This is a genomic window from Pseudomonas sp. 31-12 (assembly GCF_003151075.1).
Taxonomy (GTDB): Bacteria; Pseudomonadota; Gammaproteobacteria; order Pseudomonadales; family Pseudomonadaceae; genus Aquipseudomonas.
The window spans coordinates 4763511-4779531 of sequence record NZ_CP029482.1; the positions used below are offsets into that span (position 1 = coordinate 4763511).

Here is a 16021-nt window from a genome sequence, read left to right on the forward strand (position 1 = left end):
GAAACTTTCATGGTTCGGCGTGAACTCTCGCCAGCACCCGCCAGTCAGCTGATTAAGCCCTCAACTCAAGGCGCCAACGCTGATGCAGATTTCCCTCGACCAACAAGTTGCCCTCGTCACCGGTGCCAGTTCCGGCATTGGCGCAGGCGCTGCCAAGGCTTTGGCTGCCGCTGGGGCTGCGGTGGTGATCAACTACCATTCCCAGGCTGAGCCCGCCGAAGCACTGGCCCGGCAGATCAACGCTGAAGGCGGTCGCGCCCTCGCCCTCGGTGCCGATGTCTCCAACGAAGCCGATGTCGAACGCCTGTTCGCGCAAACCCTGGAAGCGTTCGGCTCGGTGGACATTCTGGTGGCCAATTCGGGCATGCAGAAAGACGCGCCAGCAGTAGACATGACCCTCGCCGACTGGAACCAGGTGATCGGCGTCAACCTCACCGGCCAGTTCCTCTGTGCCCGCGCCGCTCTGCGGATTTTCAACAAGCAAGGCATCCGTAAAGGCGTGTCCCGGGCCGCCGGCAAGATTATTCATATGAGCTCGGTGCACCAGCGCATTCCCTGGGCCGGCCACGTCAACTACGCCGCGTCCAAGGGTGGCGTGGACATGCTGATGCAAACCCTCGCCCAGGAAGTCAGCCACCAGCGCATCCGCATTAATGGCATCGCGCCGGGGGCGATTCGCACGGCAATCAACCACGATGCCAACGAGGAACAGTTGCTCAAACTCATTCCTTACGGCCGGGTCGGTGAAGTCGAGGACGTCGCCAACGCGGTGGTCTTCCTCGCCTCGGATGCCTCCGACTACATCGTCGGCACCACCCTGTTCATCGACGGAGGCATGAGCCTCTATCCGGAGTTTCGCGGCAATGGCTGATCATCATCCCGAACGACAAAGCAACATTGACGCCCACGGCATCATCGGCGACATGCGCAGCGCGGCGCTGGTCAATGACAAGGGCAGCGTGGACTTTTTCTGCTGGCCGGAGTTCGACAGCCCGTCGATCTTCTGCTCGCTGCTGGACACCCCCAAGGCCGGTATTTTCCAACTGTCGCCGGACTTGCCTGATGCGCGCCGAGAGCAGATTTACCTGCCCGACACCAACGTGCTGCAAACCCGCTGGCTCAGCGATCGCGCCGTGGTTGAAGTCACCGACCTGCTGCCGATCGGCGACAGCGAAGATGATTTGCCGGTGCTGATGCGCCGGGTTCGCGTGGTCAGCGGCCAGGCGACGTTTCACATGCGCTGCGCCGTGCGGCATGACTACGCACGCGCCAAGACCCGCGCGCGCCTGGATGGAAAGGACGTGGCGTTCGAGGCGGACGATCAGCCCGCTCTGCGCCTGTCTTCAGACCAGGTGTTGAGCCTTGATGGCAACGCGGCGGTGGCCGAATTTATCCTCGAACAAGACCAGAGCGCGGAATTCCTGCTCGGCGGCATCGACGACCCGCGCTTCAACGAAGGCGCCGCCGACTTGTGCCTGGAACGCACGCTGAAGTTCTGGCGCGACTGGAGCGGCCAATCCAATTACCGCGGTCGCTGGAGGGAGATGGTCAACCGTTCGGCCCTGGCCCTGAAGCTGCTGACCTCGCGCAAACACGGCGCGATCCTCGCTGCGGCGACCTTCGGCCTGCCGGAAACGCCCGGCGGCGAACGTAATTGGGACTACCGCTATACCTGGATTCGCGACGCCTCATTCACGGTGTATGCGTTCATGCGCCTGGGCTTCGTTCAGGAAGCCAACGATTACATGCGCTGGCTGCGTGGGCGGGTCAGCGATTGCCATGGCAAACCGATGAAACTCAATATCCTCTATGCCATTGACGGTCGCCAGGAACTGCCGGAAACCGAGCTCCCGCACCTGTCAGGCCACGGCGGCGCGACGCCGGTACGGATCGGCAATCAGGCTTACGATCAGGTCCAGCTCGACATCTTCGGCGAGTTGATGGACGCGGTGTACCTGGTCAACAAATACGGCGACGCCATCTCCCATGAGGGCTGGAAACACGCGGTGGAAGTGGTGGATCAGGTCTGTGAAACGTGGCAGCAAAAAGATGTGGGCATCTGGGAAATGCGTGGCGAGCAGCATCACTTCCTGCACTCGCGGCTGATGTGCTGGGTCGCACTGGACCGGGCCATTCGCCTCGCCTCCAAACGCTCCCTGCCAGCCCCGTTCGCTCGCTGGGACCAGACCCGTCAAGCGATCTACGCCGACATCTGGGACAATTTCTGGAACGAAGAACGCGGACATTTCGTCCAGCACATCGGCGGCACCGCGCTGGACGGTTCGATGCTGCTGATGCCGCTGGTGCGTTTCGTCAGCGCCAAGGACCCACGCTGGCTCTCGACCCTCGAAGCGATCCAGAAAACCCTGGTCCGCGACGGCATGGTCTACCGCTATCGCAACGAAGACAACCAGATCGACGGCCTCGCCGGCACCGAAGGCGCTTTCGCCGCGTGTTCGTTCTGGTACGTCGAATGCCTGGCCCGGGCGGGTCAGGTGGAAAAGGCGCATCTGGAGTTTGAACAGTTGCTCAGGTACGCCAACCCGCTGGGATTGTACGCCGAAGAATTCGACAGCCATGCTCGGCATCTAGGCAACACGCCGCAAGCCCTGACGCACCTGGCGCTGATCAGCGCGGCGAGCTTTCTGGATCGCAAATTGAGTGGGGAGAAGAATTACTGGCAGCCTTGAGACCGCGTCACCCCTTTCGCGGGCAAGCCACGCTCCCACAGGCCCCGTGTCGAACACGCCTTTTGCAACCGACACGAAACCTGTGGGAGCGCGGCTTGCCCGCGAAGAGGCTATCAGCCATACACAAAACTTACTGCCTACCCGCAAACCAGTAGCCAATGCGGGGCAAGCACCTACAACCATTAAACAAACCTGCCCAATCACCCGAAACCGCTCATTCCAACCGCTCGAAAACGTTTGTTGCCAGCCGTTACATCCACCCCTAACATCCACGCTCAACGGGTGCAGCGGAGCTGCCCAATAAAACCCGAATTCAAGGAACCAGAATGAGCCACCGCATCCACCGCCCCATCGACGCCCCGTTCCGTTCAGGCCTGAACCGCAACGAATTGTGGGAAGCCCACGACAAAGGGCTGATCAAATGCTGGGAAATCGGCCGCCAACGCGCCATCCGTTTCCCCGAGCTCGCCCAACGCTGCCTTGCCGGCGAACTGCCGGTGCTGGGCTGGAAAGGTGGCGTCAGCCGCAGCCTGAAAAAACTCGAAAAATACGGATCGCTCAAATACCTCGCCCAGTGGCAGGGTTTGCGCGGGGAAGATCTGGATGTGGGTCTTGATGAAGAGCGGGCGTTGACGTGTTCGCGGACCAGGATGGTGGTGACGTTTACGCCGGACCGATCGAAGTACTTCAACCAGGTGGCGGAAGTGGAAGCCTGAGACGGCGGCCCTCTGGTCGATGTGCTTCATTCGTTTGAAAAAACACCTCCGGAGTGTCCGATGAACCATGAAGCCTCGATCCAATACGCCAAAACCCAGGTTTTGACGGTCGCCTACGAAGAACACGGCCCAACCACCGGCGACCCCGTCATCCTCCTCCACGGATTTCCCTACTCCCCCCGCGGCTACGACGAAATCGCCCCGACTCTTGCGGCAAAAGGCTACCGCGTCGTCGTCCCGTACCTTCGCGGCTACGGTCTGACGGTTTTCAACAACCCCGATACCCTGCGCTCGGGCCAACAAGCCGCCCTCGCCCAGGACCTGTTGGACTTGATGGACGTGCTGGCCATCCCGAAAGCCGCCCTCTGCGGCTACGACTGGGGCGGTCGGGCGGCGTGCATCGTGGCGGCGCTTTGGCCGGAGCGGGTTCGTTGCCTGGTGACGGGTGATGGCTACAACCTGCAGAACATCCCCCATTCCACCGAACCGCTGGACCCGAAAACCGAGCATCGCCTCTGGTATCAGTATTACTTTCACACCCCGCGCGGCGTCGAAGGTCTGACGAAAAATCGCCGGGACTTTTGCAAATTGCTCTGGAAGTTATGGTCACCGACTTGGGCCAACGGCCCTGAGCGCTACCCGCTGAGCGCACCGGCCTTTGATAACCCGGATTTCGTCGAGGTGGTGATTCACTCGTATCGTCACCGATTCATGTACACGCCAGGCGATCCGGCGCTGGAGTGGATGGAAGAGACGCTGACCCGACAGCCGCCGATCAGCGTCCCGACGATTTCCCTGTGCGGGGCCGACGATGGCGTCGGACCGGCAGAGGAGATCGATGACGACATCGAGCATTTCACGGGGTTTTATGAGCGGCGAGTGTTGGCGGGCATCGGTCACAACATCCCCGAAGAAGCGCCCGAAGCGACCCTCAAGGCATTACTGGATCTGCTTCAGCGCTGACGGAAAACCGCTCGCGATAGGCTTGTGGCGTCACGCCCATGGCCCGCAGAAAACTGCGTCGAAGCGTCTCTTCACTGCCGAACCCACACTGCACCGCCACCCGTTTGATCGGCAAACCTGTGTCGCTGAGTAAACGACGCGCGGTCTCGACCCGGATCAGCTCAATGGCCCGCGCCGGCGTCTGGCCGGTGTCGGCGCGGTAATGGCGAACGAAGCTGCGCTCGCTCATGCCGGCTTGCAAGGCGAGGGTCGGAATGCCCAAGTCCATGGTGAGATGTTCGCTGATCCAGGCATGAAGTTCGTCGAACCGGCTGCCTTCCTTTTGCAGCGACAAGGTCACGCTGAACTGCGACTGGCCGCCCGGGCGTTTGAGGAACACCACCAGTTGCCGGGCGACCTCCAAGGCCATCGTGCGCCCCAGATCCTCTTCGACCATCGCCAACGAAAGGTCGATGCCCGCCGTGACCCCGGCCGAGGTCCAGACCGGGCCGTCGTTGATGAATATCGGATTGGGCTCGACCCGCAATCGGGGATACTGTTGCGCCAGTTGCTCGCAACGGGTCCAGTGAGTCACCACCCGCCGACCATCGAGCCAGCCACTGGCCGCCAGTAAAAACGCTCCGGTGCATACCGATGACACCCGCCGACACGCCGTCGCATGTTCACGCACCCACGCCACCAGCGGCTCGTCTTCGGCCGCGGCATAAACACCCCAGCCCCCGGCGATGATTAGGGTGTCGCTGCCTTGCTCGGGCAACGGCTCGGCCAACAGCGCCAGCCCCGCCGACGACATCACCGCCCCGCCGCCGCTGGCAATCACCGTTGGCGCGTAGGGCGGCGGCAAGCCGTGTTGACGGGCGATGTCGTTCGCCGAGGCGAACACCTGCAACGGCCCGGTGACATCGAGCAGTTGCACATTGGCGAACGCAAGCACATGAATGGTTTTCGGCATGTTGGCGTAATTCGTGGGGTGATTGGCGTATGCGCCAGATCCTACGAGCCTAGAGTGAAGCCGTCCACCCACTCCATGAGAAAAACACCATGACGTTGCAGATCGGTTTTCTGTTGTTTCCACAGGTTCAACAACTGGACCTCACCGGCCCTTACGACGTACTGGCTTCGCTGCCGGACGTGAAGGTGCACCTGATCTGGAAGGACCTTGTGCCGGTGACTTCAAGCACTGGACTGGTGCTGAAGCCGACCACGACTTTCGACGATTGCCCGGCGCTGGATGTGATCTGCATTCCCGGGGGCAGCGGTGTCGGGCCGTTGATGGAGGACGAGCAGACATTAGCCTTCATCAAGGCTCAGGCGGCCAACGCGCGTTATGTCACGTCAGTGTGCACCGGGGCGCTGGTGCTCGGCGCGGCCGGTCTGCTGAAGGGCAAACGCGCGACCACTCACTGGGCTTATCACGAACTGCTGGCACCTTTGGGCGCGATACCGGTGAAGGATCGCGTGGTGCGCGACGGCAATCTGCTGACCGGTGGCGGGATTACCGCCGGGATCGATTTTGCTCTGACCCTGGCCGCCGAGTTGTTCGATAAAGACACGGCTGAACTGGTGCAGTTGCAACTGGAATACGCCCCGGCACCGCCGTTCCATTCCGGCAGCCCGGAAACGGCGCCGCAAAGCGTATTGGCAGAAGCTCATCGGCGTTCAGCGCAATCATTGCAGCAACGGGCGCAGATCACTGAGCGGGCAGCGGCCAAGCTGTAGGAGCACTTTTCGACAGGAGAAAAAAAACCCGCCTCGGCGGGTTTCTCAAGACCATTTTCGACATCCTGTCGGCAGCCGTCCTGGCCAATGGTCGATCATCCGTGATCCTGAGGCACTCCCTGTGCTTCAGTTGATGGATCCAGAATAAGCGTATCGGCGAAGCATCAAAAGACGACATGCCCGTTAAGCCGTGTAAGCCTTTGACCATTCGAGCCATGAAGCACCACCGAGTGCAGTTTTCAGCAGACGAAAAAAAACCCGCCGAAGCGGGTTTTCCCAAGACCATATCGACTCCCTGTCGGTAGCGAATCCTTGCTAATGGTCGATCATCCATGATCCTGAAGCACTTCCTGTGCTTCAGTTGATGAGGCTAGATTACGCATCGGATCCAATGTGCAACAGACGACATAGCTACCATCGCGTGTAAGACATTCGCTATACCCGCCCTTCCGAAAACCCTTAGACGCGTCAGGCATCCAGCATGGAAGCCGCGAGTTCAGCGGCCTGCAGCTGACCTTGTGCTGCAACGTCATCGTTATCCTCAAGAAACCATGCCGCCGACAATCCCGCAAACGCCAACACCCATTGCAGCAGCCGGCGACGTTCAAGCCCCGCGACTTCGGCTACGACCTCGATTTGTCTTTGGAAGCGTTGTGGATGAGTCGCCGTCGGCAATTCGGGATTGCAGATCAGGTTGGCGTAGTCGAACCCGCGCTCGCCCATTACCCGCTTTGGATCGATGGCCAGCCAGCCTCGCGGGCCGAAATCCAGAACGTTGTCGTGGTGCATATCACCGTGCAAAACCACCACGTCCTGCGGTGCGGCGAGCAACGCTTCGGCGGTTATCAGGCTGAACAAATAAGTGCCGCCCTGCCTCTCGGCCGCCAGGCGCAATGAAGCGAACCATGAAGACAAGGGAATCAGCGGCGGTGGTGGTGATGGACGCGGAGCATGCAAACGAGCCAATGCCGCACACAGGATCCGGCTGGCTTCGTCATCCTGGCCGTTGAGCGCCATGCGCATCAGCGATCGCTCACCCTCGGCACGTTCAAGCACCAAGGCTTCGCTGTGATGGGCGTAAACCCGCGCGGCACCCTCGCCGCCCCACCAGGTCATCAGCAGATTGCCGAACTTTTCCTCGGCATCAATGGCGACTTTCAACATGGCCGGTGAATCATCCATCCGTACCGGCAGCAAACGACTGCCGGGCGTGATGATCGGTTCGCCGTCCGGCACCAGGGCCCAGCGCTCCAACCAAGGTTCAAACATGCAGGGTTTACTCTGACTGACTCTCGCGAGCCTTGGCGCTGGTTTTCAGAAACTCTTCGATATTGTTCATCTGCTCATCCCAGCCACGGCTGTCCATGCGGAATGCCTTGAGCCTGCGCGCTTGCGGGATGTGATCAAAACCGGACTCGGTGACCTTCAACAAGGTGCCTTCATCCATGTCTTCGAGCTCGAATTTCACCAGCGTGGTGGGCTCCTGGGAGTAATCGATATCGGGCTCAATCGCATACGGGTGCCAGCGAAACGAAAACACCCGCTCCGGCTCGACCCGCTCTACCAACACATTCCACAGCAAGTGCTCATAACCTGGGTAAGTAATCTGCCCTTGCGTCCATTCACCGGCGACAAAGCGCTTGCCTTCCAGCGCCACGCCAAACCACTGCCCGAAGGCTTCGGCATTGGCCACCACACGCCAGACGTGCGAGCGCGGCACTCTGAGCAGGATTTTCCTTTCGATGCGATCTGATGCTGGGTTCATAAGTCACCTCCTGTACTGAACAGTAGGCCTGTAAGACCACAAGACCAACCCTAAAGTTGTATCAATGGGGAGTTGTTATCAAGCATGTCTGAAATATTCCGCTGCATTTGCAGTGGTAAGTTCTGGCTCGCAGACGAATGCCAGGCAAAGTATGGGACCGTTAACGCAGGCAAGCCCCTTGGCTAAAGAGGTGGCGCCTGACTTCGTTATTGGTTGACCACCCTCTTCGCTACACTGCATTTCAACTTTTACCCATCACAGCGAGAATCACTATGTATCCACGCGTCCTTCTGGCGCTGACGCCGTTGTTGCTCACCACCGTTGCCCACGCCGCGGACTGCGACAACGCCACCGACCAGGCCACGATGAACCAGTGCGCAGCGCAGCAGCACAAGACGGCGGATAAGGAGTTGAATGCGCTTTACCAGCAGATCACCAACCGTTTGAAGAGCAACCCGGACAGCAAAAAGCTGCTACTCGGGGCGCAGCGTTCGTGGATTGCGTTTCGGGATGCCGAGTGCAAGTTCTCGGCGTCTGCTGTGGAAGGCGGGAGTGTTTATCCGCTGATCTACAGCAACTGTGTGACTGAGTTGACCAAGGCGCGGGTGGAGACTTTCAAGAATTATCTGAAGTGTCAGGAAGGGGATATGAGTTGCCCGGTGCCGGGGGCGTAATATTCGGGCGTCCTCAGGGGCCTCTTCGCGAGCAAGCCCGCTCCCACATTCGACCGCATTCCCCCTAAATAAACTCGGTTGTATGTGGGAGCGGGCTTGCTCGCGAAGGCGGCAGATCAGCCGCCGCAATTACCGGACAAATATCTGCGCGGTGGTAATCGCCATATCCCCACCCGGCAATTTGATGTTGCCGATCTGCTTCATGCTCTGCGGATCAAAAATCGCCACATCATTGAACGTCCCGGCCAGATAGATCTTGCTGCCGTCCTTGTTGAAGGAAATGCAGTAGTAAGAATGATCCAGCGTCGCCGCCTGCAGCATTTTCTTCTCCTTGATGTCGTACTTGGCCAAGCGGTTGAGCACGCCAAACATCAGGTTCGGATCCTTGGGCGAGCGCATGCCACTGAAGTAGATTTCCGTCAGCGGACCAAAGTCGGTGGTTTCGGTCTTGCCGGTTTTCAGGTCGATGCTGAACAGTCCGTACAGGTATTCGGCCGTTGCGGGGTCCTGCTTCTTGTCCTTGAATTTCGCCGTGGTGTAAAGCAGCGAGAAGTCGTGGCGATAGGTCTGCTGGTTCCACACGTAAAGCACGTCCGGCGCACTGTAGTTCGGTCGTTTCCAGTGGCGACTGGGGATCAGCACGTCGAACTTGCCGGTCTTCACATCGACCTTGTAGACATCCGCCCCCGCCACATACAGCGTGCCGTCGTCACCGCTCTGCATGATGGTCAGCTGCCGTGGTGCCGGGAAACTGCGCACGGGTTTGGCGTCCATGCCAGCGTCGGTGGCGTAGACATCGAGCCGAGGCTGTTGCACTTCGTAGCGGTCATTGAGCATCAATGTCGGGTTGGCGATGGCGAACAGTTCCTTGCCATCGTGGCTGAGGGTGAAGGCGAACATCGACTTGGCTTTCTCCCCCGGTTTCTGGGTGATGCTGGCGTGGAACACCTGCTTGCAGCTGTCGAGTTCAACGCCGTAGACATCGGCGTAGTGATTGTTCAGCACGTAAGCGGTCTTGCGATCCGGCGACAGCTGCACGGTGCCAGGGCCGAATGCATCCGGCATCTTGCAGGTCTTGAGCACCGTGTCGGTGGCCAGGTCGATGATGTGCAGGTTGTTCGGATAATTGGTGGTCACCATGTACTCGTGACCGGCTTGTAATGCGGTGTTTTCATCGGCCAGAACAGTGAGCGCAGAGGTGCTCAGGACGGCGAATGCGGCCAGGCCGCAGGCTTTGATGCTAGGCATGCTGGAATCCTTCTTCTCTGTCCGATCACTTGTCTTTAGGGAAGACAGTGCCAAGGTTGCGCCAGTTGTCGTTGGACGCCTGGGCATCCTTGTTCCAGTCCGGGTAGGTGCTCATCATGTCGGGCACCTGGGCCGGCCACCAGCAAGGGTCGGAACAGCCATAAAGGTCGGCTTCCATCGGCTGGCACAGCGACGACACCCCGCCAAACGCATCGATCTCCCAACCCGGGTCGGTGGTCGAGGCGCAGCCCGCAACAGAGCTCATCGCCACCACTTCTTCGATACGGTTTTCGGCCGCGGCCTCATCGAGTTTCAACGCTTTATTATTGATTGCCTTGAGATGTTTCATATCAGTGAGCCTTGCGCGGAGTGATGTAGCTGCTGATAAACGCAGGGTTGTGGGCCATGATCCGGGTGTAGACCTCGATGCCGAAGTCGACCCAGTCACGCATCAGTTCGCAGTAGTGATAGGTCGGGTGGGTCGGGTCGCCGTAACGGGCGTAGCTCTCGTGGTAGCAACCGCCGGAGCACAGATTGCGGATCTGGCAGTCCTCGCAACCGGTGTTGGTACGGTCCAGGCGCTGGGACAGGAAGTCGTTCAATTCCACCTGTTTCACACCGCTGTGGACGTTGCCGAAGGTCGGCAGTGATGAACCGGTAAAGCGATGGCACAGGTTCAGCTCACCCTTGTGATCCACCGCCAGCATCTTCAGGCCCGCGCCGCAAGGCAGGGCTTTTTTGTGGCCTTCGTGGATGTCGGTGATCAACTGGTGCAGGTTGGAAAAACCGATGTTGCGGTGCTCCAGCGCGGCTTCCAGATAACGACGACCCAGCCTCTTCATGCTGGCGAAGACTTCGATCAGTTCGTCGCTGGACAGGTTGAAGGTGCTGATGTCGCCGGAGGTCACGGGGGCAAAACCGACTTCGGCAAAACCCAGTTCGTTGAACAGGTGGTCCCAGATGGTTTCCACATCGGTCACGCCCGTCGTCAACGTGACCCGGGCGCCCACCGGACGGCTGTTGTAGCGCGACAGCAGCATCTCGGCCTTGCGCCGCACCACGTCATACGTGCCCTGCCCGCCCACGGTGATGCGGTTGCGGTCGTGCACGGTTTTCGGTCCGTCGATACTCACCGAGAGCCCGAAACGGTGGGCATTCAGGTAGTCCACGGTCTCTTCGGTGAGCAGCGTGGCATTGGTGGTCATGACGAACTCGACGAACTTGCCGGCCTCGCGGAAACGCTTCTCGCAATAATCGACCATGTACTCGATCAGCTTGCGATTGCTCAGCGGCTCGCCACCGAAAAACACCACGGTGAAACGCTCTTCATCCGGCGATTCGCGCAGCAGCATTTCCACCGACGCGATCGCGGTTTCGACGTCCATTTTCTTGCCCGCCGAGGGTTTGTCGAGGTCTTCCTTGTAGCAGTAGGTGCAGCTCAGATTGCAGCCGGTGTTGACGTTGAGCACCACGGTATTGATCGCGGTGCGCTCCACGCGTTTGGTGCCGATGTCCGGGGTCAACGGCGAGCCGTCGCTGACCAGCTCCAGGGACATCAGCTCGCGCAGGGTCTCGGTAATTTCTTCGCCGTTGAAACGCGAGGCCAAACGCTGGATCAAGTCCTCCGACGAACAGCCGGGACCGCGCAAGGTATCGATGATGGTGCCCGTCAGTTCATCGCTGGCGAACAGCGAACTGCTAGGGATGTGGAACAACATGCGGTCGGCATCGACGTGCACTTCGTGCAGGTTCCGCTCAACCAGATTCAAAATAGCGCCCATTGCAACCTCCTGTGCAAACCCCGTTTGACGGGGCCTGCGGTCATTCCGAAAAAGTGTCTGAAGCCTGCGGTTTCAGCCAACTCATGGAATGGGTGGATTGTTCCAGCGTTGCACGGTGACGATCATGTGGCCCTCGCCGGTCAGGGATTTCCCTGCATCGTCGACGGCGGCAATCACCTTGAGGTTGCCGGCATTGTTGGTGGACATCTTGCGTTGCGGGTTCGGCCCGGCATCGCCCGGTGTGAACACGCCACTGTCGGCCTGCATGGTGCCGGCGAACTTGACGTCTTCGTCTTCCTTGGCGCGATCGTCAAAGGCTTCGACCGACCACTGCGCCGGGAACACACCGATGCGATACGGCTTGCCATCAGCCCCCTTGCCCCAGGCTTCGGCATCGAAACGGCCCTGGACTTTCGGCGTCGAACCACCGCCATCGCCGATCCGCGCCACCGAGAATTCGGGCACGACTTTGACTTGGTTGATCTTGCTGTAGACCGACAGGGTCGGGCCTTTCAACGTGCCGACGGTGACGTTGCGCAGACCCGGTTGGGCGTTGGCGGCGGCCTTGAGCTTGACGCGCATACGCTCAGGACTTTGCTCGATGACGTCGACCACTTCCACGCCTTTGCCGAAATTCGGCTTACCGGTGAGACCACTGCCGATCAAGGTGATTTCCGTCTCGGCACCCGCCTTCAGATAACCCGGCTGCACCGCCAGCAAACGGCTGCTGCCCTGCTTGGCGGCGACGAAGTCCAGACCACGTTCGTCATGCTCGGCCTCGAACATCCTGCCCTGCATCGCGTTGCCTTGGGCGGCAAACACCTGGCGCATGGTCACGCCTTCAATGGTCACGTTGCCGCGCCATTCGTAACCGGTATAGAGAATCGCGCTGCCGTCGCCGTTGAACGGGCTGCCGTCGGCGTATTGGCCTTTGACGCTGACCTTGAACGTGTCACTGCCATCGGCCGTGACGCTCATCATGCCGGCCAATTCACCCTTGCCCGGCAAGTGGCCGCTGAAGCTCCAGTCACCCACCAGCGCTTCGGCTTTCGGCGCGGTGCTCAGCCATTTTTTCCAGGCCGGGTTGTCCAGCGGATAACGCTTGGCCAACAGCGGCACCATGTCTTTTCGAGCCAGGTCGAACCAGTCGCGGTCACGAGACAGCGCCTGGTATTCCAGTGACGGCCATTGGCCGAGGTGGAAGTTCACCAGGCGTTCCCATTCCTGGGCCGGACGCCGTTGCAGGGCGACCCGCGCACCGGAGTGGCAGCGGCCGCACATCTGGCTGGTCTGATCGTCGAACTTCTCGACAGTATTAAGTCGGCGCTCCAGCGCATAGCGAACGCTGTCGGTTTCGCTCGGCGCCAGGCCTTGAGTGTCGGCCAGGTATTTGACCAGGGTGCGGCGGTCGTCATCGCTGATCTGCAAACCGTGCATGACCTGCATCCGGGCGATGCTCATCAGCCAGCCTTCCGGGGTTTTGCGCTGGTGGCTGATGCGGCTCAGGGCATTGTCGGCTTCGGGGGTGTGACAACCCTGGCAGGTTTCCTTGAGGATGGTCTGGGCGTCGCGGGCTGCCAGGCTGTCGGGCGAATGCAGCGCCATACATGCGGCCACGGCCAGCAGACTGGCGCTCAGGCCTGATCGGAGTCTTCTCTTCATCAACGTCGAACCTCGCACGGTGCTTTCTTATTTTTGTGGCTTATCGTTTTTATGGTTTCTGCCGCCGGCGGCGCACCGCTGACGGAGGCAAGAGAAACGTCTGCGATGAGCAATACACGGAGCGTGCCAGCTTGCCGATAGCCTTTTTTATCAATCAGTTACGTGAAGACAAGACCTTCGAATCGCGCCTGTACGAGTCCGTCGGCGTCTAATATCGCGACAGGTGTTGCAACCTGAGACAAGCATAGATGGCCCGACCGGCACAGTTCATCGCCCGACGATTGACGGCCTCCGTCAGCGGGTGCGAAATGATGGTTCACCGATTGCCAGTCAGGGGATAACACAATGGCAAGCATCACTGTCCTGGCGGGGGACTTTCTGCAGGGTGATGGAGAGTACAGAGACGGCGTTTTTACCCTTAGAACGTCGCTTCACCCGTGGCCCGGCATCACCCTCCCGCTCTCATCGTTCAAGCGCGTGGAAGTCGCTAACCAGGAATCGATCAACAACATCAAGGACGCCATCGGCTTCGGCGTGGCGGGCGCGATGTTCCTGGGGCCTATCGGCGCGATTGCGGGTTTCATTTTGGCCGGCAAGGAAACCGAAGTGACCTTTCTGGCGACGCTCAATGATGACAAAAAGCTGTTGGCTGCCGTAGATGGCGACACGTTTGATGAGATTTCGCGGAAGATTCATTCCTGATCCGCCATTTCCCCGCAGCACTTGCGTGTTGCGGGGGACGCCGGCTCAACTGGCCAATGTCGAGGAAATGCGTTTATGAGCCTCGATTTTTTGCTGAATATCCGCCACAAGTACAGCAATGTCATGGGGACTGTTCAAGTTCCATACAGGGACGTTAGTGGCGATCAGATCCACTTTTCCTGTCATGCAGTCACAGACCCGGATCGTCAGGGATTGGTCTGCCTCCATGATGCACGTGCAGACCGCGGGCAGCATTTTGTGTTCAATGATGCTTTGAATTTCCAGGGTTGAAAGGAACATCGTTACCTCCCTTACGCCAGATGGTTGGCCGGATGAACGGACCATCGCTTCATCCACCGAGCTAGAAAATTCTAGTCCCCTAAAGTGGGTGTCTCAAGGTCGCAACAGGTCGCTCGTCGTCTCATAGTTGTCGCAATTTGCAACAGCCCCCTCTGTGTCCGCTGTTCCCATGAGCCCCCAAAACCCCGCCGACCAAGGGCGTCCCTGCCTTTCCTGGCACTTGGCACAGCCATTGCGAAAGCCTCGTTCTCACGAACAACAAGAGGTCTCGCCATGCCCCTCCCTTATCTGCTTCCCGCCACCTGCGCGTTCATCCAGCGCGCCCCGCGCATGCTTATCGGCGGCGACTGGGTCGAGGCCGCCGACGGCCAGACCATGCCCCTGCACAACCCGGCTACCGGCGAAGTGCTGTGCGTGGTGCCACGGGCCACGCCCGAGGATGTCGACCGCGCCGTGCTGGCCGCCCGTCAGGCCTTCGATGATTCAGCCTGGACCCGCACTCGCCCACGGGAGCGGCAGAACCTGTTGTGGAAACTCGCCGACCTGATGGAACGCGACGCCGAACTGCTGGCGCAACTGGAATGCCTGAACAACGGCAAAAGCGCGGCAGTGGCCCAGGTGATGGACGTGCAACTGTCCATCGATTTCCTGCGCTACATGGCGGGCTGGGCAACCAAGATCGAAGGCTCCAGCGTTGAAGTGTCGTTGCCGCTGATGCCCAACGATCAGTTCCACAGCTTCATTCGCCGCGAAGCGGTGGGCGTGGTCGGCGCCATCGTCGCCTGGAACTTCCCGTTGCTGCTGGCCTGCTGGAAACTCGGCCCGGCCTTGGCCACCGGCTGCACCGTGGTGCTCAAACCCGCCGATGAAACCCCGCTGACCGCCCTGAAACTCGCCGAACTGGTGCTGGAAGCCGGTTACCCCGAGGGCGTGTTCAACGTGGTTACCGGCACCGGCATCACCGCTGGCTCCGCGCTGACCCACAACCCGCTGGTGGACAAGCTGACCTTCACCGGCTCCACCGCCGTGGGCAAGCAGATCGGCAAGATCGCCATGGAGTCCATGACCCGGGTCACCCTGGAACTGGGCGGCAAATCTCCGACCATCGTCATGGCCGATGCCGACCTGAAATCCGCCGCAGCCGGGGCCGCCAGCGCGGTTTTCTTCAATCAGGGTCAAGTGTGCTGCGCCGGTTCCAGGCTGTATGTGCAGCGCAAACATTTCGATAATGTGGTGGCGGACATCGCCGACATCGCCAACGCCATGAAGCTCGGCAACGGGCTGGACCCGAGCGTCGAGATGGGGCCGCTGATCTCGGCGCGGCAGCAGGAACGGGTTTACGGTTACATCGAGAAGGGTCGGGAAAGTGGCGCGACCATCGCCTGCGGCGGTGAGCAGTTCGGGCCGGGGTTCTTCGTCAAGCCGACGGTGATTGTCGATGTCGACCAGAAGCACTTGCTGGTGCAGGAAGAGATCTTCGGCCCGGTGCTGGTGGCGATTCCGTTCGATGATGAGGCCGATGCGTTGCGCATGGCCAATGACAGTCCCTATGGGCTGGGGGCGAGTATCTGGTCGAACGACCTGGCGGCGGTGCACCGGATGATTCCGCGGATCAAGTCGGGGTCGGTGTGGGTCAATTGCCACAGCGCGCTCGATCCGGCGCTGCCGTTTGGCGGGTACAAGATGTCCGGGGTTGGACGGGAGATGGGGTATGCGGCGATTGAGCATTACACCGAGTTGAAGTCGGTGTTGATTAAGTTGTAGGTTTTGGGGGATGGATTGGTATTGGATTTAAGATCCA

General features: G+C 60.0%; 16 protein-coding genes. 8 read left to right on the forward strand and 8 right to left on the reverse strand.

The window, feature by feature from the left end; all coding sequences use genetic code 11:
• Nucleotides 1–82 precede the first annotated feature (82 nt).
• The 4 genes from DJ564_RS22450 to DJ564_RS22465 all read left to right on the forward strand — a co-directional run bounded on the left by DJ564_RS22450 (nucleotide 83) and on the right by DJ564_RS22465 (nucleotide 4369).
• Nucleotides 83–871: a glucose 1-dehydrogenase gene (locus DJ564_RS22450; RefSeq protein WP_109633427.1), complete on the forward strand. Its 789-nt coding sequence runs from the start codon at nucleotides 83–85 to the stop codon at nucleotides 869–871.
• A complete protein-coding gene (locus tag DJ564_RS22455; RefSeq protein ID WP_109633429.1) occupies nucleotides 864–2690 on the forward strand; it encodes a glycoside hydrolase family 15 protein in 1827 nt (608 codons plus the stop codon). The genes DJ564_RS22450 and DJ564_RS22455 overlap by 8 nt, the downstream gene beginning before the upstream one ends.
• A 326-nt stretch (nucleotides 2691–3016) precedes the next feature.
• Nucleotides 3017–3406 carry a hypothetical protein gene (locus tag DJ564_RS22460; protein WP_109633431.1) on the forward strand — a complete coding sequence of 130 codons (390 nt, stop codon included), beginning with the start codon at nucleotides 3017–3019 and terminating at the stop codon, nucleotides 3404–3406.
• 60 nt (nucleotides 3407–3466) lie between these two features.
• A complete protein-coding gene (locus tag DJ564_RS22465) occupies nucleotides 3467–4369 on the forward strand; it encodes an alpha/beta fold hydrolase (RefSeq protein WP_109633433.1) in 903 nt (300 codons plus the stop codon).
• Here the strand turns inward: DJ564_RS22465 and DJ564_RS22470 are convergent.
• Nucleotides 4338–5321: a GlxA family transcriptional regulator gene (locus tag DJ564_RS22470; protein ID WP_109633435.1), complete on the reverse strand. Its 984-nt coding sequence runs from the start codon at nucleotides 5319–5321 to the stop codon at nucleotides 4338–4340. The two genes, DJ564_RS22465 and DJ564_RS22470, sit on opposite strands and share 32 nt — an antisense overlap.
• 89 nt (nucleotides 5322–5410) lie before the next feature.
• Here DJ564_RS22470 and inhA point away from each other — a divergent pair, with 89 nt between their 5' ends.
• On the forward strand, nucleotides 5411–6088 hold the full coding sequence (gene inhA, locus DJ564_RS22475) for an isonitrile hydratase (protein WP_109633437.1): 678 nt from the start codon (nucleotides 5411–5413) through the stop codon (nucleotides 6086–6088).
• A gap of 468 nt (nucleotides 6089–6556) precedes the next feature.
• Here the strand turns inward: inhA and DJ564_RS22480 are convergent, their stop codons facing one another.
• A complete protein-coding gene (locus DJ564_RS22480; RefSeq protein WP_109633439.1) occupies nucleotides 6557–7357 on the reverse strand; it encodes an aminoglycoside phosphotransferase family protein in 801 nt (266 codons plus the stop codon).
• 7 nt (nucleotides 7358–7364) lie between these two features.
• A complete protein-coding gene (locus DJ564_RS22485; RefSeq protein WP_109633441.1) occupies nucleotides 7365–7853 on the reverse strand; it encodes an SRPBCC family protein in 489 nt (162 codons plus the stop codon).
• Nucleotides 7854–8125: 272 nt separating this feature from the next.
• Here DJ564_RS22485 and DJ564_RS22490 point away from each other — a divergent pair, with 272 nt between their 5' ends.
• Nucleotides 8126–8527, forward strand: coding sequence for a lysozyme inhibitor LprI family protein (locus DJ564_RS22490; RefSeq protein ID WP_109633443.1), 402 nt, complete (start codon nucleotides 8126–8128; stop codon nucleotides 8525–8527).
• 129 nt (nucleotides 8528–8656) lie between these two features.
• Here DJ564_RS22490 and peaD read toward each other — a convergent pair whose 3' ends face one another.
• From peaD to peaA, 4 genes are all read right to left on the reverse strand, one after another.
• A complete protein-coding gene (peaD, locus tag DJ564_RS22495) occupies nucleotides 8657–9775 on the reverse strand; it encodes a quinohemoprotein amine dehydrogenase subunit beta (RefSeq protein ID WP_109633445.1) in 1119 nt (372 codons plus the stop codon).
• 25 nt (nucleotides 9776–9800) lie between these two features.
• Nucleotides 9801–10124, reverse strand: a complete 324-nt coding sequence (gene qhpC, locus DJ564_RS22500; RefSeq protein ID WP_008027961.1) for a quinohemoprotein amine dehydrogenase subunit gamma — start codon at nucleotides 10122–10124, stop codon at nucleotides 9801–9803.
• A gap of 1 nt (nucleotide 10125) precedes the next feature.
• A complete protein-coding gene (peaB, locus tag DJ564_RS22505; protein ID WP_109633447.1) occupies nucleotides 10126–11556 on the reverse strand; it encodes a quinohemoprotein amine dehydrogenase maturation protein in 1431 nt (476 codons plus the stop codon).
• Between the two features lie 81 nt (nucleotides 11557–11637).
• Entirely contained in the window at nucleotides 11638–13218 is a 1581-nt protein-coding gene (peaA, locus tag DJ564_RS22510) for a quinohemoprotein amine dehydrogenase subunit alpha (RefSeq protein WP_109633449.1), read from the reverse strand.
• A 345-nt stretch (nucleotides 13219–13563) separates the two neighbouring features.
• On the opposite strand from peaA, the gene DJ564_RS22515 reads away from it, so the two are divergent.
• Nucleotides 13564–13920, forward strand: coding sequence for a hypothetical protein (locus tag DJ564_RS22515; protein WP_109633451.1), 357 nt, complete (start codon nucleotides 13564–13566; stop codon nucleotides 13918–13920).
• Nucleotides 13921–13965: 45 nt separating this feature from the next.
• On the opposite strand, the gene DJ564_RS22520 is transcribed toward DJ564_RS22515, so the two are convergent.
• Nucleotides 13966–14220, reverse strand: coding sequence for a DUF1652 domain-containing protein (locus DJ564_RS22520; protein ID WP_109633453.1), 255 nt, complete (start codon nucleotides 14218–14220; stop codon nucleotides 13966–13968).
• A gap of 273 nt (nucleotides 14221–14493) precedes the next feature.
• On the opposite strand from DJ564_RS22520, the gene DJ564_RS22525 reads away from it, so the two are divergent.
• The gene (locus DJ564_RS22525) at nucleotides 14494–15984 is read left to right on the forward strand and encodes an aldehyde dehydrogenase (protein ID WP_109633455.1); all 1491 of its coding nucleotides are present in this window, start codon (nucleotides 14494–14496) and stop codon (nucleotides 15982–15984) included.
• Nucleotides 15985–16021: the final 37 nt, after the last annotated feature.

Bases quoted from the DNA above. Each gene is read 5' to 3' on its own strand.
- DJ564_RS22465 (WP_109633433.1), top strand. From the start codon at position 3,467: ATGAACCATGAAGCCTCGATCCAATACGCCAAAACCCAGGTTTTGACG.
- DJ564_RS22520 (WP_109633453.1), bottom strand. From the start codon at position 14,220: ATGTTCCTTTCAACCCTGGAAATTCAAAGCATCATTGAACACAAAATG.
- DJ564_RS22455 (WP_109633429.1), top strand. From the start codon at position 864: ATGGCTGATCATCATCCCGAACGACAAAGCAACATTGACGCCCACGGC.
- peaD (WP_109633445.1), bottom strand. From the start codon at position 9,775: ATGCCTAGCATCAAAGCCTGCGGCCTGGCCGCATTCGCCGTCCTGAGC.
- DJ564_RS22470 (WP_109633435.1), bottom strand. From the start codon at position 5,321: ATGCCGAAAACCATTCATGTGCTTGCGTTCGCCAATGTGCAACTGCTC.
- DJ564_RS22490 (WP_109633443.1), top strand. From the start codon at position 8,126: ATGTATCCACGCGTCCTTCTGGCGCTGACGCCGTTGTTGCTCACCACC.
- DJ564_RS22480 (WP_109633439.1), bottom strand. From the start codon at position 7,357: ATGTTTGAACCTTGGTTGGAGCGCTGGGCCCTGGTGCCGGACGGCGAA.
- peaB (WP_109633447.1), bottom strand. From the start codon at position 11,556: ATGGGCGCTATTTTGAATCTGGTTGAGCGGAACCTGCACGAAGTGCAC.
- DJ564_RS22460 (WP_109633431.1), top strand. From the start codon at position 3,017: ATGAGCCACCGCATCCACCGCCCCATCGACGCCCCGTTCCGTTCAGGC.
- inhA (WP_109633437.1), top strand. From the start codon at position 5,411: ATGACGTTGCAGATCGGTTTTCTGTTGTTTCCACAGGTTCAACAACTG.
- DJ564_RS22515 (WP_109633451.1), top strand. From the start codon at position 13,564: ATGGCAAGCATCACTGTCCTGGCGGGGGACTTTCTGCAGGGTGATGGA.
- peaA (WP_109633449.1), bottom strand. From the start codon at position 13,218: ATGAAGAGAAGACTCCGATCAGGCCTGAGCGCCAGTCTGCTGGCCGTG.
- DJ564_RS22485 (WP_109633441.1), bottom strand. From the start codon at position 7,853: ATGAACCCAGCATCAGATCGCATCGAAAGGAAAATCCTGCTCAGAGTG.
- qhpC (WP_008027961.1), bottom strand. From the start codon at position 10,124: ATGAAACATCTCAAGGCAATCAATAATAAAGCGTTGAAACTCGATGAG.
- DJ564_RS22450 (WP_109633427.1), top strand. From the start codon at position 83: ATGCAGATTTCCCTCGACCAACAAGTTGCCCTCGTCACCGGTGCCAGT.
- DJ564_RS22525 (WP_109633455.1), top strand. From the start codon at position 14,494: ATGCCCCTCCCTTATCTGCTTCCCGCCACCTGCGCGTTCATCCAGCGC.